The organism is Caballeronia sp. J97, from assembly GCF_905220305.1.
Classification (GTDB): domain Bacteria; phylum Pseudomonadota; class Gammaproteobacteria; order Burkholderiales; family Burkholderiaceae; genus Caballeronia.
In genome coordinates this window covers 128,551-151,502 of record NZ_CAJMZL010000011.1, presented here as the reverse complement: position 1 = coordinate 151,502, position 22,952 = coordinate 128,551, and the positions used below count along the sequence as shown (strand labels likewise).

General features: G+C 60.8%; 22 protein-coding genes and 2 pseudogenes. 10 read left to right on the top strand and 14 right to left on the bottom strand.

Going from position 1 to position 22,952, the window contains the following annotated elements; translation table 11 throughout:
• Positions 1-106: 106 nt before the first annotated feature.
• On the top strand, positions 107-538 hold the full coding sequence (locus U4Y90_RS16665; RefSeq protein ID WP_321796066.1) for a MarR family winged helix-turn-helix transcriptional regulator: 432 nt from the start codon (positions 107-109) through the stop codon (positions 536-538).
• A gap of 11 nt (positions 539-549) precedes the next feature.
• On the opposite strand, the gene U4Y90_RS16660 is transcribed toward U4Y90_RS16665, so the two are convergent.
• Both U4Y90_RS16660 and hisD read right to left on the bottom strand, forming a co-directional pair.
• Complete coding sequence (locus U4Y90_RS16660; RefSeq protein ID WP_321796065.1) at positions 550-987, bottom strand: thioesterase family protein; 438 nt, start codon at positions 985-987, stop codon at positions 550-552.
• Between the two features lie 20 nt (positions 988-1,007).
• Positions 1,008-2,321 carry a histidinol dehydrogenase gene (gene hisD, locus U4Y90_RS16655; protein WP_321796063.1) on the bottom strand — a complete coding sequence of 438 codons (1,314 nt, stop codon included), beginning with the start codon at positions 2,319-2,321 and terminating at the stop codon, positions 1,008-1,010.
• Between the two features lie 186 nt (positions 2,322-2,507).
• Here hisD and U4Y90_RS16650 point away from each other — a divergent pair, with 186 nt between their 5' ends.
• Positions 2,508-3,554 carry a LacI family DNA-binding transcriptional regulator gene (locus U4Y90_RS16650; RefSeq protein WP_321796061.1) on the top strand — a complete coding sequence of 349 codons (1,047 nt, stop codon included), beginning with the start codon at positions 2,508-2,510 and terminating at the stop codon, positions 3,552-3,554.
• A 15-nt stretch (positions 3,555-3,569) separates the two neighbouring features.
• Here U4Y90_RS16650 and U4Y90_RS16645 read toward each other — a convergent pair whose 3' ends face one another.
• A complete protein-coding gene (locus tag U4Y90_RS16645) occupies positions 3,570-3,713 on the bottom strand; it encodes a hypothetical protein (protein ID WP_321796059.1) in 144 nt (47 codons plus the stop codon).
• 146 nt (positions 3,714-3,859) lie between these two features.
• Positions 3,860-4,669, bottom strand: a complete 810-nt coding sequence (locus U4Y90_RS16635; RefSeq protein WP_321796057.1) for an SDR family oxidoreductase — start codon at positions 4,667-4,669, stop codon at positions 3,860-3,862.
• A 176-nt stretch (positions 4,670-4,845) separates the two neighbouring features.
• On the opposite strand from U4Y90_RS16635, the gene U4Y90_RS16630 reads away from it, so the two are divergent.
• Positions 4,846-5,793, top strand: coding sequence for a GlxA family transcriptional regulator (locus tag U4Y90_RS16630; RefSeq protein ID WP_321796055.1), 948 nt, complete (start codon positions 4,846-4,848; stop codon positions 5,791-5,793).
• 24 nt (positions 5,794-5,817) lie between these two features.
• Here the strand turns inward: U4Y90_RS16630 and U4Y90_RS16625 are convergent, their stop codons facing one another.
• Positions 5,818-6,213 (bottom strand): tautomerase, encoded by a 396-nt coding sequence (locus tag U4Y90_RS16625; RefSeq protein WP_321796054.1) that lies wholly within the window; start codon positions 6,211-6,213, stop codon positions 5,818-5,820.
• A gap of 379 nt (positions 6,214-6,592) precedes the next feature.
• Here U4Y90_RS16625 and U4Y90_RS16620 point away from each other — a divergent pair, with 379 nt between their 5' ends.
• Entirely contained in the window at positions 6,593-8,284 is a 1,692-nt protein-coding gene (locus U4Y90_RS16620; protein WP_321796053.1) for an alkaline phosphatase family protein, read from the top strand.
• Positions 8,285-8,360: 76 nt separating this feature from the next.
• Here U4Y90_RS16620 and U4Y90_RS16615 read toward each other — a convergent pair whose 3' ends face one another.
• Complete coding sequence (locus tag U4Y90_RS16615) at positions 8,361-8,564, bottom strand: hypothetical protein (protein WP_415749365.1); 204 nt, start codon at positions 8,562-8,564, stop codon at positions 8,361-8,363.
• Positions 8,565-8,809: 245 nt separating this feature from the next.
• Between U4Y90_RS16615 and U4Y90_RS16610 the strand changes: the two genes are divergently transcribed.
• Both U4Y90_RS16610 and U4Y90_RS16605 read left to right on the top strand, forming a co-directional pair.
• On the top strand, positions 8,810-9,592 hold the full coding sequence (locus tag U4Y90_RS16610; RefSeq protein ID WP_321796052.1) for a hypothetical protein: 783 nt from the start codon (positions 8,810-8,812) through the stop codon (positions 9,590-9,592).
• A gap of 18 nt (positions 9,593-9,610) precedes the next feature.
• The gene (locus U4Y90_RS16605) at positions 9,611-10,009 is read left to right on the top strand and encodes a histidine kinase (protein WP_321796050.1); all 399 of its coding nucleotides are present in this window, start codon (positions 9,611-9,613) and stop codon (positions 10,007-10,009) included.
• 241 nt (positions 10,010-10,250) lie between these two features.
• Here the strand turns inward: U4Y90_RS16605 and U4Y90_RS16600 are convergent, their stop codons facing one another.
• From U4Y90_RS16600 to U4Y90_RS16585, 4 genes are all read right to left on the bottom strand, one after another.
• On the bottom strand, positions 10,251-11,576 hold the full coding sequence (locus U4Y90_RS16600) for an MFS transporter (protein WP_321796049.1): 1,326 nt from the start codon (positions 11,574-11,576) through the stop codon (positions 10,251-10,253).
• A gap of 57 nt (positions 11,577-11,633) precedes the next feature.
• A complete protein-coding gene (locus U4Y90_RS16595; RefSeq protein ID WP_321796047.1) occupies positions 11,634-11,837 on the bottom strand; it encodes a hypothetical protein in 204 nt (67 codons plus the stop codon).
• Positions 11,838-11,871: 34 nt separating this feature from the next.
• Positions 11,872-12,717: a sugar phosphate isomerase/epimerase family protein gene (locus U4Y90_RS16590; RefSeq protein ID WP_321796046.1), complete on the bottom strand. Its 846-nt coding sequence runs from the start codon at positions 12,715-12,717 to the stop codon at positions 11,872-11,874.
• Between the two features lie 159 nt (positions 12,718-12,876).
• Entirely contained in the window at positions 12,877-14,391 is a 1,515-nt protein-coding gene (locus U4Y90_RS16585; RefSeq protein ID WP_321796045.1) for a PLP-dependent aminotransferase family protein, read from the bottom strand.
• 55 nt (positions 14,392-14,446) lie between these two features.
• On the opposite strand from U4Y90_RS16585, the gene U4Y90_RS16580 reads away from it, so the two are divergent.
• From U4Y90_RS16580 to U4Y90_RS16570, 4 genes and pseudogenes are all read left to right on the top strand, one after another.
• A complete protein-coding gene (locus U4Y90_RS16580; RefSeq protein ID WP_321796043.1) occupies positions 14,447-15,856 on the top strand; it encodes a glycerate kinase in 1,410 nt (469 codons plus the stop codon).
• Positions 15,856-17,067 (top strand): annotated as a pseudogene (eno, locus tag U4Y90_RS16575) (phosphopyruvate hydratase); the annotation flags it as partial. The gene U4Y90_RS16580 and the pseudogene eno, both read left to right, overlap by 1 nt.
• A 5-nt stretch (positions 17,068-17,072) precedes the next feature.
• A pseudogene (locus U4Y90_RS36160) lies at positions 17,073-17,144 on the top strand (hypothetical protein); the annotation flags it as partial.
• Between the two features lie 18 nt (positions 17,145-17,162).
• A complete protein-coding gene (locus U4Y90_RS16570; protein ID WP_321796040.1) occupies positions 17,163-18,284 on the top strand; it encodes a tyramine oxidase subunit B in 1,122 nt (373 codons plus the stop codon).
• A 127-nt stretch (positions 18,285-18,411) separates the two neighbouring features.
• Here the strand turns inward: U4Y90_RS16570 and U4Y90_RS16565 are convergent, their stop codons facing one another.
• The 4 genes from U4Y90_RS16565 to U4Y90_RS16550 all read right to left on the bottom strand — a co-directional run bounded on the left by U4Y90_RS16565 (position 18,412) and on the right by U4Y90_RS16550 (position 22,917).
• Positions 18,412-19,437 (bottom strand): 4-hydroxyproline epimerase, encoded by a 1,026-nt coding sequence (locus tag U4Y90_RS16565; RefSeq protein WP_321796039.1) that lies wholly within the window; start codon positions 19,435-19,437, stop codon positions 18,412-18,414.
• A 124-nt stretch (positions 19,438-19,561) separates the two neighbouring features.
• Entirely contained in the window at positions 19,562-20,452 is an 891-nt protein-coding gene (locus U4Y90_RS16560) for a shikimate dehydrogenase (RefSeq protein WP_321796037.1), read from the bottom strand.
• 82 nt (positions 20,453-20,534) lie between these two features.
• Positions 20,535-21,557 (bottom strand): proline racemase family protein, encoded by a 1,023-nt coding sequence (locus U4Y90_RS16555; protein WP_321796035.1) that lies wholly within the window; start codon positions 21,555-21,557, stop codon positions 20,535-20,537.
• Positions 21,558-21,621: 64 nt separating this feature from the next.
• Positions 21,622-22,917, bottom strand: coding sequence for an NAD(P)/FAD-dependent oxidoreductase (locus U4Y90_RS16550; protein ID WP_321796033.1), 1,296 nt, complete (start codon positions 22,915-22,917; stop codon positions 21,622-21,624).
• Between the last annotated feature and the right edge of the window lie 35 nt (positions 22,918-22,952).

Here is a 22,952-nt window from a genome sequence, read left to right as displayed (position 1 = left end):
TTCTTCAACTTGGTGAGAACCCGAACCTATCGCTTTCTACATGTCTCGTCAGGAGGTGCTACGATAGTTGCATATACACTGATCAATCTTTCACGAGGGATTGCCGATGTTCACCGAATGCTATTGCACCCAGTTCAGGCGCTCGGCGAATGCGCTGACCAGCATCTACGACGAGGCCTTGCGCCCGGTGGGCCTGAAAATCACGCAGCACACGCTCCTTCGCGGCCTCGACCGTCTTGGCTCGGCAACCTACAACGAAATTGCAGCCGAATTGTCGCTCGACAAAACAACGATCTCGCGCAACATCAAACTACTGATCGATGCGGGATGGGTCGAAGTCTCCAGCGACGACGATGCGCGCTACAAACTGGCGAAGCTCAGCCCTGCCGGCACCCGCGTATTGAAAGAGGCCGAGCCGCACTGGCGCGCCGCGCAGACTCAGGTCGAGAAGGAACTCAAGAAGTACCTCAAGGGGCCGGCCAGGAATGTGCTCCTGGAAGCACTCGAGACACTGCAGAACGTGGGCGGCGAACGATAGACCACTTCGGTTCAAGCTCCCCGAATCTGAATGACCGCATGCCGCAGCGCCTCGGAGAGCGGCACCGGCCTGCGCGTGAGACGGTCGACGTAGGCGTGAACGAACGTGCCATGCGCGAACGACGGGTCACGCTCGTTTCGAAACAGACTGATTTCGTACGTCACGCTGGTCGTCCCTACCCGGCTGACACACAGCCCACAGGTGACGACGTCCGGAAAAACGACCTCATCGAAGTACTCACAGCTCGTTCGCACGACCAGACCGACCGCCTCGCCGCGAACCGGATCGAGCAGACCTCGATCAACAAGCCATCCGTTGACCGCGGTATCGAACCACGTGTAGTGAACGGCGTTGTTCACGTGCCCGTAAATGTCGATGTCTTTCCACTGGGTGTTGACCTGACAAAACCAGTGGAAGTCGCTGCGGGGCCGCGGCCTGGTTCGTGACATGAGCGCCTCCTCAGCGGCGATTACGCGGGAACGGCGGTGCCGTACGGCACATCGCGATTGCCGAAGCGACGCACGCGGATGTTGGCTTGCTCGCCGTGCGCGATCATGCCTTCGATGGCACATAGCCGCGAACAATACGAGCCGATCAACGCGCTCGCCTCGTCCGTCAATACCTTCTGATACGTGCAGGTCTTGATGAACTTGCCGACCCACAGACCACCCGTGTAGCGCGCGGCCTTGCCCGTCGGCAGCGTGTGATTCGTGCCGATGACCTTATCGCCGTAGGCGACATTGGTGCGCGGACCGAGGAAGAGCGCGCCGTAGTTTTTCATGTTCGTCAGGAAGTAATCCGGGTCGCGCGTCATGACCTGCACGTGCTCGGATGCAATGCGATCGGCCACCGAGACCATCTCTTCGAGCGTGTCCGCTACGATCACTTCGCCGTAGTCGCGCCACGAAACCCCCGCCGTGTTGGCCGTCGGAAGAATGTCGAGCAGGCGTTCGACTTCGGCGATCGTGTCCTTCGCCAGTTGCATCGAGTTCGTGAGAAGAACGGCCGGCGTGTTGAAGCCGTGCTCAGCCTGACCCAGAAGGTCGGTCGCGCACAGTTCCGCGTCGACGCTGTCGTCGGCGATCACCAGGGTTTCGGAAGGCCCTGCAATCAGGTCGATGCCGATGCGGCCAAACAGCTGACGCTTCGCTTCCGCGACATAGGCATTGCCCGGCCCGACCACCATGGCAACCGGATCGATGGTCTGCGTGCCGAGCGCCATTGCAGCAATGGCCTGGACACCGCCGAACGTGTAGATCTCGTCAGCGCCGCCCAGGTGCATCGCGGCGACGACCGCCGGATTCGGCTTGCCACCGACAGGCGGCGATGCGGTGATGATGCGGGGAACGCCTGCTACCTTGGCCGTCACGACGCCCATATGCGCCGATGCAACCAGAGGAAACTTGCCGCCGGGGACATAACACGCCACGCTGTCGACCGGCATGTTCTTGTGACCCAGCACCACGCCGGGCAAGGTCTCGATTTCGACATCACGAATCGAATCGCGTTGCGCCTGTGCAAAATTGCGCACCTGAGCCTGCGCGAATTTGATGTCGTCGAGTTGGCCCGATGACAGCGTGCGAACACAGCTCGCAATCTCATCCTCCGACAGTCGGAAACGCTCGGGCGACCAGTCGTCGAATTTCGCCGAGAGTTCGGCGACGGCTGCATCGCCGCGCGATGCCACGTCGGCGAGAATGCCCGTGACCACGTCGCGAACTTTGGCGGCGTCTTGCGAGGACGCCTCCGCGCTACGACCATGCTTCAAATAGTGGATTGCCATTTGCGTTTCCTTTTTGCGGGGTGAGCGAAAAGCAGCGTGTACCGGAGAGTTAAAAGGCTCGCTGCGTTGATGCAAATTTATCGCAATTTCTTCTGCAAATATTGTGCAAATGCTCGATACTTACCCTATAGGGCCGAATTCAAAGGTCTTAATGGCCTCTTCCTTACGATCCGTTCATGCAAATTTATGCAAACCAAATCCCGTTCAGCCGTTCGCGCGAAGGTGTCGAAAGTCCGTCTCGAAGATGTCGCCGAGCGCCTCGGCATTTCGGTGTCCACGGTGTCCAGGTCACTGGCGGGACATCCGGCCATTAGCAGCGAGACCCGCGGCGCCGTGCAAGCGGTGGCCGCCGAGATGGGTTACCGGATTCCGTCGCAAGGCCGATCCACGCGCAAGTCAGCCACGAAGCTGATCGGCGTCGTGGTGGGCGCGCTGCATAACCGGTTCATGACCTTGTTGCTCACGCATCTCCATGACGCGCTGCAGGAGTTCGATTACCAGATCACGCTGATGATCGACTCGATGAACGACCCGGAGAACCTGCTCGCTTTTCGCCCGCTGATCGACGGCTATCTCGACGGGATGATCTTCGCCACCGCGACGCTCGACTCACCCGTGGTGGCCGAGATGCAAAGACGCGGCATTCCTCTGGTGCTCGTCGTTCGGTCTGTCGACGACGTGCGGGTCGACACCGTCGAAATCGACAACATCCACGCCGGTGCGCTTGCGGTGGAGCATCTCTATCAACTGGGGCATCGCCGGATCGGGCTGGTCATGGGTTCGCAAAACACGTCGACCAGCAGAGACCGGGTCGGAGGCGCACTGCAGTGGCTGGAGGGCGTGGGCATAGCGCCGACATCGGTGCCTTTGATTTATTGCGATTACACCAGCGAGGCGGGCTACTCCAGCGCCATCGCCATGCTGGGCGAGGATAACCGGGTCACGGGCATCGTCGCCGGAAACGACACGATCGCCCTCGGCGTGCTCGAAGCGGCAAAGCGACAAGGCATTGCGGTGCCCCAGCAACTCTCGGTCATCGGCTTCGACGACATGCCCCTCGCCGGATCGCCGCTGGTCGCGTTGACTTCGATTCGACAGCCCGTCGAAGCCATGGCGCGCACCGCCGCACGTCGCCTCGTCGATCGCATTCGAGCCGGAGGGATGGGCGCGCCCGTCCACGATGTCTTGCCCATCCAACTCGTTCGTCGCGACACAACGGGGCCGCTGAGCTAATCGAAGTCACCTGTGCTAAAAACCTTGCACCGATTCGGCGTAAGCGTCCGCGGCCCGGAATCGACGCGCCTCGCCATCGACGGAAGCCGGGCCGTTCAGCGTGACCGATCCTTCGGCCGGGATTTGCCGGCCCGGCTCACCGTTGAGCAGCGCCTCCATCTTCGCCCGGTCGAGTTATCCTTCCCACGCCGACACCACGACGACCGCCGCTGCGTTGCCGATGATGTTCACCAACGAGCGGCATTCCGCCATTGAGGCGATCGACGCCGACGACTGCGCCGGACCCCTTGGACGTGTGACGGGGCTTACTCGGCCGTCTCGACGGTCGACACGTAGCGCGCAGCAGCCTTGGCATTGGCGAACTGGGACGTCAGCGCGCGGCGGTCCGCTTCCCACTTCGTCCATTGGTCGCCGTCATGCAGAGTCGGGATGGTCACCATTTCGCCCTGATCGAGGCCGACGAGAGCGGCATCCACCAGATCGTCTGCGGTCATCGTACTCGCCGCTTCCTTTTGCTTCGCATAGCCCGCGACATCCCAGAACTCGGTTGCAGTCGCAGCGGGCAGCACGGTCTGCACGCGCACGCCCTTGCCCGCGAGGTCGCGTTGCAGCGCATGGCCGAAGCTCAGGACATACGATTTCGACGCGCTGTAGACACCGTTCAGCAGTTCGACTGCAATGCCGACGACCGAACTGATGTTGATGATCGTGCCCGTACCTCTCGCGACGAACGCGGGCGCGGCCGCATAGGTGAGGCGCGTCAGCGCCGTGATGTTCAGGTCGATCATCGATTCCATGGCGTCGACATTGCCGTCGAGCACCGATGCAACCGACCCGACGCCCGCGTTGTTCACCAGCATCGTGATGCGCGGGTCTTCGCGGAGCAGGGTTTCGATTTTCGCGAGCGCCGCCTTGTCGTTGAGATCCGCGGCGACGGTCTCGACGGCGCGGCCCGTTTCTTTCGTGAGTCGGTCTGCGAGCGCGGTAAGTCGGGACTGGTTGCGCGCCACCAGAATCAGGTCGAAGCCGCGCCGGGCGAGACGGTCCGCGTAGATGGCGCCGATGCCGGCCGATGCGCCCGTGACCAGTGCGAAACCTTTCGTAGAAGCAGTCATGATCGTTCCTTTGAGTGGGGTTGAACCAACTGGGTGCCGGTTCATGGAGTGAATTCTGACCTCCTCGGCTCATGACCTCAATGTCATATATGCAATGATCCGAGCCATCCGCCCCCCGTTGCGTCTGTCTCTTTTGTGCTAACTTCAATGAATCAGGCCATCAAACGGGGAACATCATGCATACCGTCGGACTTCTCGTTTATCCGAATTTCCAGTCGCTCGCGCTGGCCGTGGCGAGCGTGTTCGAATACGCCAACCTGCTGCGCGACGAGACGTCGTACCGATTCAGCATCGTGTCCGAGCACGGCGGACCGATCGCATCGTCGCAGGGGTTTTCGATTCATAGCGAACCGCTGGCCAAGGAGGGTTACGACACGCTGATCGTCGCGGGCGACAACGAATGCCGCCTGCCTTCGACAGCGCTTATCGACTATCTTCGGCAGGCGCCGCGCCATTCACGGCGCATCGCTTCGATCTGCACGGGCGCGTTCGTTCTAGCTGCAGCGGGTCTGCTGGAAGGGAAGCGGGCCACGACGCACTGGTTCCACGCGCGCGCCTTCCAGATGCAGTATCCGGACATCCAGGTCGAGGAAGACCGCATCTACGTGGTCGATGGACAGATGTGGACGTCGGCGGGCATGAGCGCCGGCGTGGACCTCGCGCTCGCCATCGTCGAAAGCGATTTCGGGCTGGAAACTTCGCGCATGGTCGCGCGCAAGCTCGTGCTCTATCAGCGGCGCGGGGGTGGACAGTCGCAGTTTTCGGCGCTGCTGGAGATGAGCGCACGGTCCGACCGCGTGCAGATGGCACTGACCTACGCGAGTGAAAACCTCGCGAGCGACTTGTCGGTCGAGCGGCTGGCCGAAGCAGCACGGCTCAGTCCGCGCCAGTTCAGCCGGGTATTTCGTGAGGAAACCGGGCAATCGCCCGCCAAGGCAGTCGAGCGGCTTCGCGTGGAAGCCGCCCGGCTGATGATGGAGACGACGCGTCATCCGATCGAGGTCGTCGCGCGAGAAACGGGCTTTGGCGACCGTGAACGCATGCGTCAGGCATTCCTGCGTGCATTCGGTCAGCCGCCGCAAACCATCCAGCGGGCGTCAGGGGTCACGCCGCTTGCGCTTTGAGCGCCCTTCTCCTTGTTTCTTGCGTTACTGCTCGCCGGGCGTCCATTCCGGGCTGTAGCCACCCAGCGCCGGGTGATACATCTCATCGCCGGAATGCTGCGTGAATTCGACATTGAGCCGCTCTTCACGCAGGCCGAGAATGTCGATGCAATGCGCGCACAGCGCTTTGGCCACATCCATACGCAACTCGGGCGGCCTTCCCTTTCTGATGTCCAGCATCATGACTGCGACCGGGACCGGCTCTTCGCCGGCCTCCGGAATCCGCCAGACGCCTCCGTCACCCAGTTCCCGAATCGCGACGCTGATCCGCCGGATGTCCACCGACATCATCTGCGCGTAGGTCTCGCTCATCTTCAGCGCCAGGCGCTGCTTGTCTTCCACCGAATAGTGGCCGCATACATCCAGTTGCAGGTAGGGCATGTTTGTCGCTCTCCTCGAAAGCCCCATTCTTGATCGAACGCGGAGCCGTTCCAATGTCACATGCACAAGGTTTCCGGCCATGCACCTGACTGGTGCCTTTCTCCTGCAATCACTTTCCGGACGACGCGAGATGGCTTGCGCGGGCGCTTCCTCCAACTTAGCCATCACTGAGCCGTGCAGCGCGCGCACGCATTTTCGGCTGACACAGCAAAGCTTAAGGAAGCCTTAGGAGATGCTTCAGAACAGGCTTCTTCATCGAAAATAAATCTTCCAAAAGACAGCCAAACGAAAGTCCGCGTTCATGGACTCGTCTCACTGCGGTTGCACATTGGTGAACGCCTCATGCAGCGTTAAACCATCAACTGATCAGGACGAGACAATGAAGAGAACAAACAAGCGGGTGCTTCTTGGGCGAAGCGCAATCGCCGCCGTCATCGCGGTTGCCTTCCTTCACACTTCAAGCGCCGCTGCGCGAAATGAGGACGATCATTCGTCGCGCGAACGCGAGCACCGCGGGGCGGTTCAGCACGTTCTATTGATCAGCTTCGACGGTCTGCACGAGCAGGACGTCGCGCGATGCATCGCGTCCAACGCGTGCCCCAATCTCGCGTTGCTTGCGAAATCCGGCATCACCTATACGAACGCGCATACGCCGGGCCTCTCCGACTCGTTTCCCGGTCTCGCGGCGCTCGTGACCGGCGGCTCGCCGAAAACCACGGGCTTGTTCTACGACGTGTCGTATGACCGCACGCTCTACGCGCCGTCGGACACTGGCTGCACCGGCACGCAAGGATGGAACGTGGTGTTCGACGAAACCACTGGCATCGACGCAAAAGACGGCGGCGCGCTCGTTCATCTCGATGGCGGCGGCGCGTTCAATCCGCAAGCCATTCCGAACGCGAAGGTGGACGGCGTCTGCAAGCCCGTGTATCCGCACGACTACGTGAAAACCAACACGGTTTTCGAGGTCGTCAAGCAACGCATTCCGCATTCCCGCACCGCATGGTCGGACAAGCACGCATGGGGTTATGACTGGCTGAACGGTCCTTCCGGTAGAGGCGTCGACGATCTCGCGCGCACCGAGATCAACTCGATCGATCCGAATTCGAGCACGAAAGCCGACTTCACCGATATCTACACGCACACCGAACAGTTCGACGATCTGCATGTGCAGGCGCTCATCAATCAGATCGATGGCAAGAACTCGAACGGTGACGCATCGCCCGGCGTGCCGACAATCTTCGGCGCGAATTTCCAGACGCTGAGTGTGGCGCAGAAGGCCGTCGTCAGTTCGGGCGGCGGATATCTCGACGGCAGCTTCACGCCCGGCCCGCAAGTGAGCGATGCCATCGGCTACATCGATGCTTCGCTCGGGCGCATCGTCGCCGAATTGAAGCAGCGGAATCTGTACCGTTCGACGGCGATCATCGTGACGTCGAAACACGGACAGTCGCCGGCCGATCATTCGAAGCTCGTCAAGAACGGAAATACGCTCGGAAAGCTGCTGCAAGCGAATGCCTATCTCGATCCGGACGGCAACTACGGCCAGAACGCGACGAAGAGCGGCAATCTGAATGACGGCACCGGCTTGTCAGGCACCGGGTTCGTGCAGACCGACGACATCGGTCTTATCTGGCTGCGCGATCAACGTCAACTCGCACAGGTCGTCACCACGCTGAAAGACAATCTGAGCTGCAATGCGCCGGGAATCTGCGCGGACGGTCCGCGCGCGTACCTGCTTTATGGACCGCGTCTCGCGGCATCGTTCGGAGATCCACGCGAAGGTCGCACGCCGGATATCGTCGTGCAACCCAATCCGGGCGTGATCTATACGTCGAGCACGACGAAGGACGAGGAACACGGCGGAAACGCACCCGATGACAATCATCTGGGCCTCGTCATCTACGTGCCCGACGTGCGAAACGGTGGTCAGACAGTCAGCGATCGCGTTCTCACCACGCAAGTCGCGCCCACCATTCTGAACTTGCTCGGTGTCGACTCGCGCAACCTCAACTCCGTCAGGGTCGAAGGCACGCAAGCGCTCCCCGGATTCGATCGCAACACGTTCTGACAAGCAAGCTTCGGCGCGCTCGAACCTGTCGAACTCCAATCGGTTCGGGCACGTTTCCGGCACGATGCCGGGACCGCTATCCTCGATCCCTGGCCGGTCCGCCGGTTTGGAGAGCCTGCTGACGATTGCTCGCGATCTTCGAAAGTCCGACGATGACGCAGAAGGTCAGAAGGTAAGCGACGATCTGCGAGCCCGCCGGCCGGGCGGTATAGTCGACGAGCGCATGCAGCATTTCGCCGACGATCGACAAACCGATCAGCGGTTTGCTTCCGCTCGCCACCTGCGCGCCCAAATCGGGAATACCCGTTTGGATCGCCAGACTGGCCTTGCGCCGTCCCTATAACTTCGTTGTCCTCGGGTTGCTCATATTCATGACCTCGCCTTAGGAAAAGGCATCGGCCCATGGATAAGCATTCCGCGTCGCCGCTAAGGGATGGCTAAGTCTGTCTCATCAGAGTTGCGTCCAGGAAAGCGCCACATCACTCGAATCTTCCTTCTTGTGGCGCCAATCTCTGGAGCCCGTTCATGGACAATTCACGAATTCCCAATGTCACCTGGGCAGACAATAAAGTGCCAGAGGTCACGATAACTTTCTGGTTCATCAAGATTCTGTCGACCACGGTCGGTGAAACAGCGGCTGATTATCTTGCGGTCAATGTCGGACTCGGCACTTTGATAACCGATGCAATCACTGCAATGCTCCTTGCGATAGCACTCGGATTCCAATTGCACTTTCGAAGATTCGTTCCGTGGGCGTATTGGCTAAGCGTCCTATTGATAAGCGTGGCGGGCACTCAATTAACCGATGCCCTCACAGACGGAGCAGGCGTTAGCTTGTACGTCAGCACAGCATGCTTCACCGTACTGCTCGCAATCGTGCTCGCGTCGTGGCACCGGTCCGAGAAAACGCTGTCGATCCGGCATGTCGACACGCGGCGAAGAGAACTCTTCTACTGGGTGACGATTCTCTGCACGTTCGCATTGGGCACCGCCGCGGGCGATCTCGCTACAGAAGCACTCGGGCTCGGTTTTTCGTGGGGCGTAGTCGTCTTCAGCGCGCTCATCGCCGCAACTGCTGCCGGCGCGTCTCTCGGCATGAACCGTGTGCTGGCGTTCTGGATCGCCTACATCCTCACTCGTCCGTTCGGCGCCTCGTTGGGCGACTTGCTCTCGCAATCGCGTGCTTACGGTGGTGTCGGGCTCGGCACGGTGTACACGAGCGCAAGCTTCCTCGCTGTGATCGTCGCCTTGGTGGTCTTCGTGAGCGTTCGGAGGCCTGCTAACAACGAATCATCGATTCAATCGTAAATAAAGGGGGAAAGGATCATGCGAGCACATCGGCTGTTGGTGGTCAGTGCAACATTTGCTTTGGGCAGTGCGGCGTTTCTTACCTCGCTCTCGCCCTCGGGATTCGAACTGGTCGCTTCCGTCCAGGCGGCGTCGAGGCTTGGCGACCTGTCGCCGTTCCGCTCCATCGTGGTCGATACGGCGACCAAGGTCGACAAAGGCGACCTCGCCGGCGCCAGGACGCGAATCAAGGATCTTGAAACGTCATGGGACGAGGCCGAACCCGCCCTGAAGCCGCGCGCAGCGGCCGATTGGCACCTGGTCGACAAGGCCATCGACCGGGCGCTCGACGCGTTACGTTCAAAAGCCCCGGACCCATCCGCCTGCAAGAAGGCGCTATCCGACCTGCTTGCGACGATGGACAAGTTGGACGGATAAGACGACGCGACTGCAAGGCGAGCCCACCCTTGCGTCGTGGTGGTCAACTTGAGAAAGATCGGCAATCGAATCGCGACAGTCTCGAATTCGGCGCGTAGCACCGCAAAAAGAATGCGCGTAGGCCGTAGTCAATGCGAGCATGAGCCGTCGCGGGCGACGCCGGATGAAAGGAGGTGCGGTGGTGTAGTTTCGGCGGTCTCCAAAAAGGTGAGAGACCGGCTACACATCACCTTTCGATGCATCACGACTCCGCCGCGCCTTCTTCAGCCTTCGGGTACGCGAGCGCCAGTGCGCATCCGATCAACATGCACACGCCAAACCCGAGCATCCCGGCTCGCTGCGATTGAAACTCGTCCTTTAGCCAGCCGAGAAGATACGTGCCGAAGAAGCCGCCCAGGTTGGCAAGTGACGTGATCATCGCGATACCCGCGGCAGCGCCCGTGCCTTTGAGGAACGTGGGAGGGAGCGTCCAGATGACCGGTATGGTCGACGATGCGCCCGCGTTGATGAGCGAGAAAAGTATGACCGTGGCGAGCGTGGTATGCGATGTGAGTGCGGCGACGAATAGCCCGCAACCCGCGATCAGACATGGCAGAGCCATGTGCCACCGGCGTTCTCCCGTTCTATCGGAGCTGCGCCCGCACCACAGCATGCCGCACACGGCTGCCGCGTTAGGCAGAATCATCCACAAGCCGATGGTCATCGGATCGCGCACGCCGGTATCGTGAAGAATCGACGGCAGCCAGAAACTGGTCGCATAAACGCCGATCATGATGCAGGCGTCGACAAGCCCCAGAATCCAGAGCCGCCGATCGACGAATACCTTCTTGAGCGACGAAATCTTTTCGACATGTGAATGGCTATCGAGATGCGCGAGCAACACGCGCTTCTCTTCGCTCGTGAGCCATTGCGTTTTCTCGATGCTGTTCGGCAGCCACAGAAGCACGAACACGCCGAGCGCCACCGACGGCAACGCCTCGATCAGAAAGAGCCATTGCCACCCGCCGTACCCGTGCACATTGTCCATAGCACTCATGAGCCAGCCGGACAACGGATTGCCGAGCAGACTGGAAATCGGCATGGCGATCATGAACAAAGCGACGATCCGAGCGCGTCTTTCATACGGGAACCATTGCGACAGATACAGCAAAACGCCCGGCACGAATCCGGCTTCGGCAGCACCGAGCAGGAATCGAACGATGTAGAACTGCAATGGCGTTTTGACGAACATCGTTGCAGCGGAGAGCACGCCCCAGGTGATCATTACTCGCGCGATCCACACCTTGGCGCCCACCTTCTCCAGAACGAGATTGCTCGGAATCTCGAAAGCGATGTATCCGGCGAAGAACAGGCCCGCGCCAAGACCGTAGATGCGATCGCTGAAGCCGAGCGCATCGAGCATCTGGAGTTTTGCGAGCCCGATGTTCACGCGATCGAGGTAAGCCGCGAAGAAACAGAAAAAGAACAGCGTCAGCAGGCGCACCGTCACCTTGGCATACAGGGCATCATGGCTTGCGTGACTGGTTGCGGAGAAGCGATCGACTGGAGTGACGGGACCGGACGACATGGTATTCGCTGATGATCGAAAGATTGATTTTCAAGGCTCGCGTGTGCTGCACGATTCTCACCATTCGCTCGTTGCAAAGGTCGAGTGATGATCCATCCAGTCATACTGCGAAGCGACCTGATAACGCGTGCGTGCGCCATCGCGTTCATTCAGCGCGCCGTTGTTGCGCGCGTCCACCGACACTGACACGGCCGAAGACTTGCTCGCATTTTCTGCGCGCGAGCCGTCCCGCGCGCTGTTCTCAAAGAACAGACTATTCATGGTCTCTTCCGGATCGAAATGAAAATGGCGGCGCTTAAGCCTTCGTGTGAGCGAGCTTGCCGACGTGCGGCCCGCATCGTTCGACCGCCACGCGAACCGTTTCTTCCGGCGGACGTTCCCACCAGTCCAGTTCGGAGAAAATCTCCAGCTCGAAAGGCCCGGTATAGCCGATGTCATCCAGCCATCCCTTGATGCGCGGAATATCGATGACGCCGTCGCCGACCATGCCCCGGTCACGGAGGTTGCGCGTCGGCACCAGCCAGTCGCAATAGTGAAAAGTGATGATGCGTTCCGGTCCCGCACGGCGAATCTCCGCCTCGAAGACCGGGTCCCACCAGCAGTGGTAAACATCGGGCACCAGACCGGCGCCCTCGCCTAGTTCGTCGCAGAGATCGTTGGCGATCTTGATCGAATTCAGCACGCTGCGGTCGCCGGCATACATCGGATGCAGAGGTTCGAGACCGAGCTTCACGCCGACCTCTCGCGCATGCGGCAACAAGGTAAAGAGTGCGTCGCGCACGCGCGCGCGCTGGCCCGCGATGTCCTTGCTATCCGGCGGCATGCCGCCCACCACCATCATCAGGCACGCCGCGCCGATTTCGCCAGCCGCATCGAGCAGACGCTTGTTCGTGTCGATCGCCGCCGTCATGCTTTCGCCCACGCTCGCGTTGAACCATTCGCTCGTACACAGCGACGGAACCCACATATCCAGTTCCCGGAGATGCCGGCGCGTTTGCGCGACACCGTATTCCTCCATGAAATGCCGCCAGACCGCAATGCCGTTGACGCCCTGCCGCTTATAGCCGTCGATGGCTTCGGCCATGGTCCATTTGGGCGTCGTGATCTGATTGATCGCAAAGCGCGAAAGATCGTAGCTCATGCGTGTGCTCTCTCCAATGTGTCCCGCGCTCGGCGCGCGAGCGCTCATGCATTCGTTGTCGCTTGCGAACATGCTCGCCCGCCGAAAACATGCGCGACATGTACACATCGCGATACCTGTACAGGCGGGAACGGCTGCACACTCGATCGCGCGCCGTTCTCAGCGGTCGGCTGCATCCGATAGAAAACTGAACAGGCGGTCGAAGTTGCAATGCGCCACGTTGAACCGCAGCCAGCCCGTCTTGACGCGCCCGGCGAAGAACAGGTGTCCGGGCGCGAGCAGAATTTTTTGCTGAAGGGCAAGCTCGGCAAGGCGGGACGAATCCACATCGGCATCGGAAGGCCTCGCCCAGACGAACATGCCGGAGCGTGGTTCGCAGAATACCTCGAAGCCGCTCGCTTCGAGCCTTCGGCACGTCTTCTCCTGCGCGGCCGCGAGCCTGTCGCGCAACTGCTCGGTCTGTTTCCGGTAATGCCCTTCCGACAGGATCGCACTGACGAGGCGCTCGGTGACGGTCGGCGTCGACATGCCCGACACGAGCTTCTGATAAAGCAGGCTTTCGATCACGTCGTGATCCGCGACGACGAAACCCACGCGCAAACCCGCGCCGATCGTTTTGGAAAAGCTGCCGACGTAAATGACGTTGCGCAGTTGATCCATGGATGCGAGCGTGAAATGCGCACCCTGCACGAGATCCGCCGACACATCGTCTTCCACGATCAGGCAATCGTGCCGCTCGGCGATCTTGAGCACTTTGTAGGCGGCGGCCGAGCTGTAACTCGCGCCGGTCGGATTGTGCAGCCGGCTATTGGTGAAATAGAGCCTGGGGCCACGGGTTTGCAGTGCGCTCTGCATCGCTGCGATATCGGGTCCCGTGGGCGTCATCGGAATGCCGATGGTCTCGACGTCCCGCATGCGCAGCGCGACGAGCAGATCGCTGTAGCAAGGCTCGTCCACCATGACGGTATCGCCGGGCTGCGTGAACCGGCGAATCACCAGATCGAGCGCCTGATTCGCGCCGAGGGTGGTCATCACGCCGCCGATGTCGGTCTCGATTTCGTAATCCGCGAGCTGGCGCACGATCTGTTCACGCAACCGGTCGAAGCCGCGCGCATCGCCATAGCCCAGCAACTGCTCAGGGTGGGCCGCGAGTTGCCTGAGCGATCGCGCTATCCCTTCGCTATCGAACCATGTTTCCGGCAGCCATCCCGCGCCCGCGTGAATGGCCCCTTCGTTGACGCTCAGAAAATTGCGGACGAGCCATCCGTTCGTGACTTTCTCGTCGAGCTTTTCCGCGCCTTTATGCGGGCCGCCAGGGCGGCGTTCCGACACATAAAAGCCAGACCCGCGCCGGGCCACCAGCACGCCTTGAGCGACCAGCCGGTCGTAAGCCTCCACCACCGTAAACGTCGACACACCGTGCGCATTCGCGAACGATCGAATGCTCGGCACGCGTGCGCCGGGCCGCCAGCGCTTCTCTTCGACCTCTAGCGCGATGCCCGCGACGATCTGCATGGTGAGCGATATCCCGGAACCGGGATCGAGTGAAAAGACAGGCTTCATGGCGGGTCGTGGAGCGCAAGTTCGCGTGTATAGGTGACGGACCCAATACAGCAATCCGCCGGCTTCGGAAAGTGTACATGTATCTGTGCAGGGTATCTGCCTAAATTGCACCTACGCTGCCGCCGTTCGAAAGCGGCGACAGGGCAACCCTTTCACCGGTACTCGTATGAAGAAGATACGTAATTCAGCAGAGATTCTTTCGCACGGCGAGGCGGAATCCCGGCGCATCGTCCTCGAAATCGCGGACCGTACGCTCGAACGACTGGACAGCTATCGGCGCATTCAGGCGCTCATGCGTCTCGACGGCGATACCTTGCATATCGGCACGCGTTCGTGGGACTTGTCGAAGAAGCGCAACGTGTATCTGATCGGCGCGGGCAAGGCGTGCAATCACATGGCGATGGCCGTCGATCACGCGTTGGGCGACAGGCTGACCTATGGCATCGCCATCGTGAAGATCCACGAAGAGTCAGACCGTTTCAATAAGACCGAAGTGTTCGTCGGCGGTCATCCGCTGCCGAACGAGGAGGGACATCGCGCGTCGCGCAAGATCATCGAACTGGTCGATCAGGCGGGACCGGACGATCTCTTCATCGCGGTGATCAGCGGCGGAAGTTCCGCGCTCATGTCCTGCCCGATCGATGGCATCACGCTTCAGGACGAGATCGACACGACCGACGTGCTGTTGAAATCCGGCGCGGGCATCTACGAAATCAATGCGGTGCGCCGGCATATTTCCGCGCTCAACGGCGGCATGCTCGCCAAACGCATCCAGGCCGTCGGCGCTGAGCTGATCGGTTTCGGCATCAGCGATGCGGTGGGCTCCCCCGCCACAGGCGATATCGCCGTGCCCTACGCGGCGTACAAGAGCACGCCGATCGGCCCCGACATGACGACGCTCGACGATGCGCGCGCGACCATCGTCAACCGCAACGTGGCGGACCGTCTGCCCAGAAGCGTCGTCGATTATCTGATGAACGCCGGTCCCGAAGCGGAGACGCCCAAAGCGTTTCCGGAGAACACCTATTTTCTGCTCAACACCTTGCCGGACTCATGCATCTACGCGAAGGAAATCTGCGCGGACATGGGCATTCCGGCCATGATCGTCTCGTCGTTTCTCGAAGGCGAAAGCCGCGATGCGGGGACTTTCTTCGCGTCGATGGCGCGCGAGATCCAGACCTATGGCAATCCCGTCAAGCCGCCCTGCGTGCTGCTCAGTTCAGGCGAGGTGACGACGCATATCGGCGACAACAGCGTCATCAAGGGACACGGCGGCCCGGGACAGGAAATGACCGTGGGCTTCGCCATCGCGGCGGAAAAGGCCAAGGGCGCGTGCCTGCTGTCCATCGACAGCGAAGGCACGGACGGCACCGCGAAAGTCGCCGGCGGCATCACGGATTCGAGCAGCTTCAAGGCGGCCGCCGCGAAAGGTATCAGTCTTTTCCAGGCGTTGCGCGAGCACAGTTGCTTCGAAGCGTTGTCGTCCATTGGCGCGGCGGTCTACACCGGCAACACGGGCACCAATCTGTGCGACCTGAACATCCTCTACGTGCCGGCTCTCAAGGAGAACCAGTAATGGAAGACAAGATCGTTTCCGTGCGCGCGCAACAGATCATCGACTGTAAATGCCGTCCCGCGGTCGAAGTCGAGATTCGCACCGAGAGCGGCGCGAGCGGACGCGGCGCGGCGCCGACCGGCACCTCGGTCGGCATGCACGAGTCCTTCGTTTTGCGTGACGGCGATCCCTCGACGTATAAAGGCCTGAGCGTGCACAAGGCCGTGGAAAACGCCGTCAGGGTGATCGGTCCCGAACTCGTCGGCATGAATGTATTCGATCAACGCGCCATCGACGAAAAAATGATCGCGCTCGACGGCACGCCGGACAAGCATCGTCTGGGCGGCAATACCATCTATTCGGCTTCCATCGCCGCCTTTCGCGCGGCCGCCGACGCACGCGCCCTTCCCCTGTATGAGCACATTGCAGGGCGCGACATCTGGACCGTGCCGGTGCCCTGCTTCAACGTCGTCAACGGTGGCCGCTACGAGGGCTTCACGCAGGCGTTCAACGAGTTCCTGATCGTGCCGTACGGCACCGACAGCATCGATTTCGCGATCGAAATGGCGGTGGCCGTATTTCATAAACTCGCGGACGTGCTGACGGCGTATCTCGGGCACAAGCCGCAAGTCGCCAGTTCATACGGTTATGCGGCGCCGTCCGAAGATCCGGAGCTCATCCTCACGTTGATGCAGAAGGCCATCGACGAATGCGGCTATACGGATCGCATCGCTTTCGCGCTGGATTGCGCATCGAGCGAAATGTACGACAAAACGACCGGACGCTATCAGCTAAAAGGCGAGCAGGTTTCCTCGGACGAGCTGATCGCCTACGCGAAGTATCTGACCGAACGGTTCAATCTGGTCTTCATCGAAGATCTGCTCGATGAAAACGACTGGAACGGCTATAGCAAGGCCGTGCGCGACCTGAAACGCACCATCGTGCTGGGCGACGATCTCACGGTGACGAGCCTCGAACTCCTGCAAAAGGCGCACGACACGCGCGCGGTCGATGGCTTCGTGCTCAAGCCGAATCAGGTCGGCACGATCACCGAAGCGATGGACGCTTATCGTTTCGCGCAGGCGCACGGAATGATCGCCGTGCCCTCGGGCCGCTCCGGCGGCGTGGTCGATGACGTCGTCATGGACTTTTCTGTCGGACTGGAAGTGCCTTTTCAGAAGAACGGTGCGCCGCGCTCCGGCGAGCGCATCGAAAAGCTGAATTTCCTCATGCGCGCGAATGCGCGGAGTGCCGCGTGCCGGCTCTACGACATCACGCCGCTCCTGCGTTTCTGAATCGAACACCTTGACCTCAATAAGGGACTGTCATGTACCCCAAGATCGACTTTCTTTACCTGTCCGAACCCGACATGATCGAAGCCGGCGTTCTGGACGCCGCGCGTTGCGTGTCCGTCTGTGAAGAGACCTTCAGCCTGCTCGGCAAGGGCGACTATCTGATGGGCGGCGCCAATCACAACAACCACGGCATGAACATCGTCTTCCCGAAGGAAACGAAGTTCCCCAACATGCCGGTGGCGGGACCGGACCGGCGCTTCGCCGCGATGCCCGGCTATCTCGGCGGACGTTTCGACGTGTGCGGCAACAAGTGGTATGGCTCGAATCATGCGAATGCGCAGAAAGACCTGCCGCGCTCGATCCTCACCATGATGATCAACGACAAGGACACGGGCGCGCCGCTTGCGCTCATGTCCGCGAACCTGTTGAGCGCGGCGCGCACGGGCGCGGTGCCGGGCGTCGCGGCGAAGCATCTCGTGAACAAGGACGCGAAGACCGCGGCGGTCATCGGCTGCGGTCCGATCAACAAGGCGTGCTTCACGGCCATCATGACCCAGCTCGGCTCGATCGAGCAGGTCGTATGCTTCGATGTGTTCATCGACAAGGCGAATGAATTCGCGCGCTGGGTCGAGCAACAGTATGGCGTGCGCGCGATCGGTGTCGATGACGCCGAGAAAGGATTCCGCGATGCCGATGTCATCACCGTTGCCGCTTCACGTCTTAAGCCGCTCTACTTCAAGGACGAATGGATCAAGGAAGGCGCGACCATTCTGGTGTCGGGCCCGTTCAACACCGACGAGCGCTTCCTCACGCACTGCAAGATCGTCTACGATCACACGCCGTTGCAGGAAGCCTATGTCGAGGACGCCATCGCGTCGGGCAACAAGGAAGGCTATTACAGCGGCGTGATCGGCGGCCCGTTTTATCGCCTGATCGATGCAGGCAGGCTGCCCGCGCTTCACGATTCGACCGGGCTCGGCGACGTGGTCAACGGTACGAAGCCCGGCCGCGAGAACGCGCAAGAGCGAGTGATCTTCATCGCGTGCGGCATGGCGGTGTTCGATATCAGCTGGGGCTTCGAGATGGTCGAAAACGCACGGAATAAAGGCATCGGCCAGACGCTGAACTTGTGGGAGAAACCCGCCGGACTTTGATGTTTCGTTGCGAAGGATCCCGGCCCGGCCGGGGTCAAAGCCAATCGCCCCATGCCGAGCCGGTTCGGTCATGGGGCGATGCGCTTTCGGCGCGGAAACACCCGACGAATCGGGCGTCCTGCTGAAATCAAAGGCCTGCGTTCGAGAACTCCGACAACGTGAAGCCTTGTGCATACGGCTGCGTATCATCGACGTAGTGCTCACCACGGCCCGTTATGTACGCGCGGCCTTCCACGCTCGGATAGACCGCATCCAGACCGCTTTCGAGCTTCGTCGTCGATTCGGCGCGGCCGACGAAACGGCTGAGAATCAGGCTCTCGTGCCGGAACGCCTCGCCTTCCGACAACAGCCCGCGCGCGACTCGCTGAGCGACGCGCGCCGATGTGCCGGTTCCGCAAGGCGACCGGTCGATGATCAGATCACCCGCGATCACGACGGCGCGCGCATGGGAATCCTCGGCAATGGCGCGGCCCGTCCACATGCAATGCTTGACGCCGCGAATCTGCGGATTGTCCGGGTGAACCACGTCGAGCGCGAGATTCACCTGCTTTTGAACCTCGCGGCCCATTTCCAGCAGTTGCTCGGGCGAGAAATGCTCGCAGCCGGGGAAGTTCTCCTGCACTTCGACGATGGGATAGAAGTTGCCGCCATATGCGATATCCACCTTGAGCTTGCCGAGCTTCGACACCTCGATTTCCACATCCTTGTGAAGCAGGAAGCTCGGCACGTTCGTGAAGCGCACCGATTCGACCTTGTCGCCGTTCATCACGTACTTGGCCGTCACCTGACCCGCCGGCACATCGACGACCACCTGTCCAGGCGTTTTCGGCTCGATCAGTCCTGCTTCGAGTGCGAACGTCACCGAGCCGATCGTCGCGTGGCCGCACATCGGCAGGCAACCGGACGTTTCGATGAAGAGCAGACTGAAATCGGCATTGGCGCTCAAGGGCGGATAAAAGATCGTGCCCGACATCTGGCCGTGCCCGCGCGGTTCGAGCGTCAACGCACGACGAATCCAGTCGTACTTTTCGACGAAATACAGGCGTCGGTGATTCATCGTCGCGCCCTGCAATTCAGGGGCACCGCTCACCACCATTCGAACCGGCATGCCTTCCGTGTGCCCTTCAATGCATGCAAAAGTATGTTTTGTCATCGACGTTTCCTGGAAAATCAGACGCCGGAGCAATAAATCCACGACGTCTCTCGGTTCATTACCAAATAGGGAACCCGTGCCGGAGCACGGGTGAACACTACGCAGTGCGGTCGGAACACACGTCTCACACGCCGCCCGGCACCAGATTGCGCAACTCGGGCGGGAACAGCATGTCGCGCGCAACGGCGTCGTCGCGTTTCAACGAATCGGCCGCTTCGTGCAGGCCGAAAAATTCGAGGAACAACGGAGATTGCAGGATCAGCATATCGAAGCCCGGAAGCACGGTGTTGCCTTTCGACATGGCCGCGCGCAGCAGCGGCGTGGGCTGGTTTTTCATGAGGATGTCGCACACGATGGCGGAACGCTCGATGCGGTCCGTAGCCGTGGGAAGCGGATCATCGGTCTTGAGGCCGAGCGGCGTCGCATTGATCACGACTTCGAAGCCGGAAGGGTCGTTCGTCCGTTGCGCCGATGTCGCAATGCCATAGCGTTCGCCAACGGACCGCGCCAGGCTTTGCGCCTTCGCTGCATCGACATCGTAAATGGCGATGCTCGCCGCCTTGCCTTCCGCGAGCGCCGCTGCAATCGCGCTCGCCGCGCCGCCTGCGCCGATCAACAGCACCGACTTGCCACGATACTGCATGTCGTAGCGGTCCATCGACTTGACGAAGCCCGTGCCGTCGAAGACATCGCCTTCCAGTTTCCCGTCGTCGCCCCTGCGGATGGCGTTCACCGCATTGGCCGTGATCGCCCCGTTCGAACGACGCTCGACGATGCCGGCCGCCGCGGTCTTGTGGGGAATCGAAAGGACCATGCCGCGCGTCGATTTCGACTTGAACAACGACCGTATCGTGCTTTCCAGATTCGCCGGCTCGACATGAAGCGGCACCATCACGGCATCGAGTCCGCACGCTTGAAATACTTTGTTGAAGATCTCGGGCGTTCTGACCTGTTCGATCGGATCGGCCACCATGAAAAGAACGCTGGTCTTTCCGGTAATCGAATTATGTTTCATTTGCAATCCTGATTTCATTTCGAGGAGATAGAGGCTTCGTCCTTCCCATGAAAAACCAGCGTCATGGAAGGAACTGAAGCGGTCAGAATCCTTCGCCCCACGTGTCGCTCAACATGAATCCCGCGCTCAGCGGGTCGTCGGGATCGACGCCAATCTGCTCGATGCCATAAATCCACGCGCGGCCCTGAATGCGCGGAAGGACGGCCGCTCGCGCGCCGACTTCAGTGCGGCCCAGCATCTCCACTTTGAACTCGCTTCCGATGATGGAACGCGACTTCAACTTCGAGCCGACGTCGACCTTGCCGCGCGCCGCGAGTGTCGCCAGGTTGGCGGAACTGCCCGTTCCGCACGGCGAACGGTCGACCCGTCCGGGCGGCAATGTCGTGCAGGTCTGATACTCCGTGTCGGACACGCGGCTGCGGAACATCACATAAGCAAGCTGATCGATCTGCGGATACAAGGGATGCTGCAGTTTCACCTGCTCATTGATCGACGCGCGAAGCTTCACGCCGAGATCGGCGAGCTGGCGGGCGTTCTGCGGCACGATCGTGAGGCCAACCTGCTCCACATCGACGAGCGCGTAATAGACGCCGCCGAACGCGATATCGACGGTGATCGTGCCGAACGCTTCGGTCTCGACAGGCAGGTCGAGGTGCTCCACGAACGCGGGAACCATGTCCAGCGAGACGCCGATGCATCGGCCATCCTTGCATGCCGCGCGCGCGGTCACGAGACCGGCCGGCGTGTCCAGCACGACCGTCGTCTCTGGCTCCTGCATTTCCACCATGCCCAGTTCGAGCAACGCGGTCACGACGCAAATGGAATTGCTGCCCGACATTGGATGAGCCTTGTCCGATTGCAGGACGATGAACCCCGCATGCGCTTCCGGGCGCGTCGGCGGCAGGAGCAGATTCACCGACATCTGCAGGCATCCGCGCGGCTCGAAAACCACGAGCCGTCGAATGCTGTCGTCGACCTCGTTGATGTAGTTCATCTTGTCCAGCATGGTCTTGCCGGGAACATCGACGACGCCTCCCGTGATGACCTTGCCGATTTCCCCTTCGCAGTGGACACCGACCAGTTGCAGACTTTTTTTCCAGCGCATGCTTATCCTCTCGATTGATCTTGACCGTCAGCCACGCAAACCTTCGCTTCGATAAAGCCGCTTGCTAACCGAATCGCTGCGCGCTGAAAGGCGCAAGGTCCAGCCTGGGCGTTGTCCCGCAAGCCAGCTCCGCGATCAGGCGTCCGGTCGTGGCCCCCAGCGTGAGCCCGAGCTGTCCATGTCCGAGCGCGAGCAGCACGTTCGGCAGACGCTTCGAGCGGTCGATGATCGGTTTGGTATCGGGCAAAAACGGTCTATATCCCACGCCGAATTCATGCTTCGTCGTGTTCAGTTCAGGCAGCACCTTCTTCGCCTTCGCCAGTATGATTTCCGCGCGCCTGAAGTTCGGCCTGGCGTCGCGGCCCGCGAACTCGATCGTGCCGCCGATTTGCAGCCCGCGCGTCATCGGCGTGAAGCAGAATCCGCCGTCGGCGTAGATCACCGAGTGCGTGAATTCGACATTCGGATTCGACACCAGCACCTGATAACCTGCGACGCCTTCCAGCGGAGCACTGACATCGAGTTGCGAAAAGAAGCGCCGTGAAGCCGCGCCCGCAGCGAGCACGACATGTTCCGCCGGCAGGCTTTCGCCGTTGGCGAGCGTCACGCCCGTGGCCTTTCCCGCGTGTTCTTCGATCCGCGTCGCGGCGCTTTGCACGCGATGACCGCCGTTCGCCACGAAATGATTCGTGAGCGCCTTCAGAAAGCCCTCCGTGTCGCTGACGAAGCGCCATTGCGGCAGCAGCAAGCCGTGCGAAAAGCGACCTTTCAGCGCGGGCTCGAGGTCGTCGATTTCCGCGCGTCCGATGATCTGCGTGTCGAAGCCGAGCGACTTTCTGAGCTCGATATGAGGGCGCTCATGCTCGATGCCTTTGGCGCTGTCGAACACTTCGATGATCGGGCGCTGACCGATCAGCGCATCGTCGCCGATCGACTCGAGCAGGCTGGCGTAGTCCGCGAAGACGTTGCTCGTCAGCGACGCCATGGCCGTCGCAATGTCGGCGATCTTCTTCTGCCGCGCGCAGGACAAGAAGCGCATGAACCACGGCAAGATTCCCGGCAACGCGCTGGGCCGCAATGCGAGCGGACCTTCCTGATCGAGGAGCCATCCGGGCACCTTCAGGAGAATGCCGGGTTTCGACAAGGGAATGATTTCGCCCACGGACATCTGGCCGCAACTCCATTTCGCCGTGCTGTCGCCTGGCGGCGCGGGATCGACGAGCGTGACTGCGAAGCCGCTTCGCTGAAGATAAAGCGCGCAACAGGTGCCCACGATGCCGCCGCCGATGACGATCGCATGCCGCCGCGTGGCAGGCGCCGCCTGCGTGGTGAAGTATTGCTCGCGAGGTACAGAATTCATCTTGGTTGTCGTCCGTGCTTCAGGTGGATCTTGTT

Bases quoted from the DNA above. Each gene is read 5' to 3' on its own strand.
- U4Y90_RS16665 (WP_321796066.1), top strand. From the start codon at position 107: ATGTTCACCGAATGCTATTGCACCCAGTTCAGGCGCTCGGCGAATGCG.
- U4Y90_RS16660 (WP_321796065.1), bottom strand. From the start codon at position 987: ATGTCACGAACCAGGCCGCGGCCCCGCAGCGACTTCCACTGGTTTTGT.
- hisD (WP_321796063.1), bottom strand. From the start codon at position 2,321: ATGGCAATCCACTATTTGAAGCATGGTCGTAGCGCGGAGGCGTCCTCG.
- U4Y90_RS16650 (WP_321796061.1), top strand. From the start codon at position 2,508: ATGCAAACCAAATCCCGTTCAGCCGTTCGCGCGAAGGTGTCGAAAGTC.
- U4Y90_RS16645 (WP_321796059.1), bottom strand. From the start codon at position 3,713: ATGGAGGCGCTGCTCAACGGTGAGCCGGGCCGGCAAATCCCGGCCGAA.
- U4Y90_RS16635 (WP_321796057.1), bottom strand. From the start codon at position 4,669: ATGACTGCTTCTACGAAAGGTTTCGCACTGGTCACGGGCGCATCGGCC.
- U4Y90_RS16630 (WP_321796055.1), top strand. From the start codon at position 4,846: ATGCATACCGTCGGACTTCTCGTTTATCCGAATTTCCAGTCGCTCGCG.
- U4Y90_RS16625 (WP_321796054.1), bottom strand. From the start codon at position 6,213: ATGCCCTACCTGCAACTGGATGTATGCGGCCACTATTCGGTGGAAGAC.
- U4Y90_RS16620 (WP_321796053.1), top strand. From the start codon at position 6,593: ATGAAGAGAACAAACAAGCGGGTGCTTCTTGGGCGAAGCGCAATCGCC.
- U4Y90_RS16610 (WP_321796052.1), top strand. From the start codon at position 8,810: ATGGACAATTCACGAATTCCCAATGTCACCTGGGCAGACAATAAAGTG.
- U4Y90_RS16605 (WP_321796050.1), top strand. From the start codon at position 9,611: ATGCGAGCACATCGGCTGTTGGTGGTCAGTGCAACATTTGCTTTGGGC.
- U4Y90_RS16600 (WP_321796049.1), bottom strand. From the start codon at position 11,576: ATGTCGTCCGGTCCCGTCACTCCAGTCGATCGCTTCTCCGCAACCAGT.
- U4Y90_RS16595 (WP_321796047.1), bottom strand. From the start codon at position 11,837: ATGAATAGTCTGTTCTTTGAGAACAGCGCGCGGGACGGCTCGCGCGCA.
- U4Y90_RS16590 (WP_321796046.1), bottom strand. From the start codon at position 12,717: ATGAGCTACGATCTTTCGCGCTTTGCGATCAATCAGATCACGACGCCC.
- U4Y90_RS16580 (WP_321796043.1), top strand. From the start codon at position 14,447: ATGAAGAAGATACGTAATTCAGCAGAGATTCTTTCGCACGGCGAGGCG.
- U4Y90_RS16570 (WP_321796040.1), top strand. From the start codon at position 17,163: ATGTACCCCAAGATCGACTTTCTTTACCTGTCCGAACCCGACATGATC.
- U4Y90_RS16565 (WP_321796039.1), bottom strand. From the start codon at position 19,437: ATGACAAAACATACTTTTGCATGCATTGAAGGGCACACGGAAGGCATG.
- U4Y90_RS16560 (WP_321796037.1), bottom strand. From the start codon at position 20,452: ATGAAACATAATTCGATTACCGGAAAGACCAGCGTTCTTTTCATGGTG.
- U4Y90_RS16555 (WP_321796035.1), bottom strand. From the start codon at position 21,557: ATGCGCTGGAAAAAAAGTCTGCAACTGGTCGGTGTCCACTGCGAAGGG.
- U4Y90_RS16550 (WP_321796033.1), bottom strand. From the start codon at position 22,917: ATGAATTCTGTACCTCGCGAGCAATACTTCACCACGCAGGCGGCGCCT.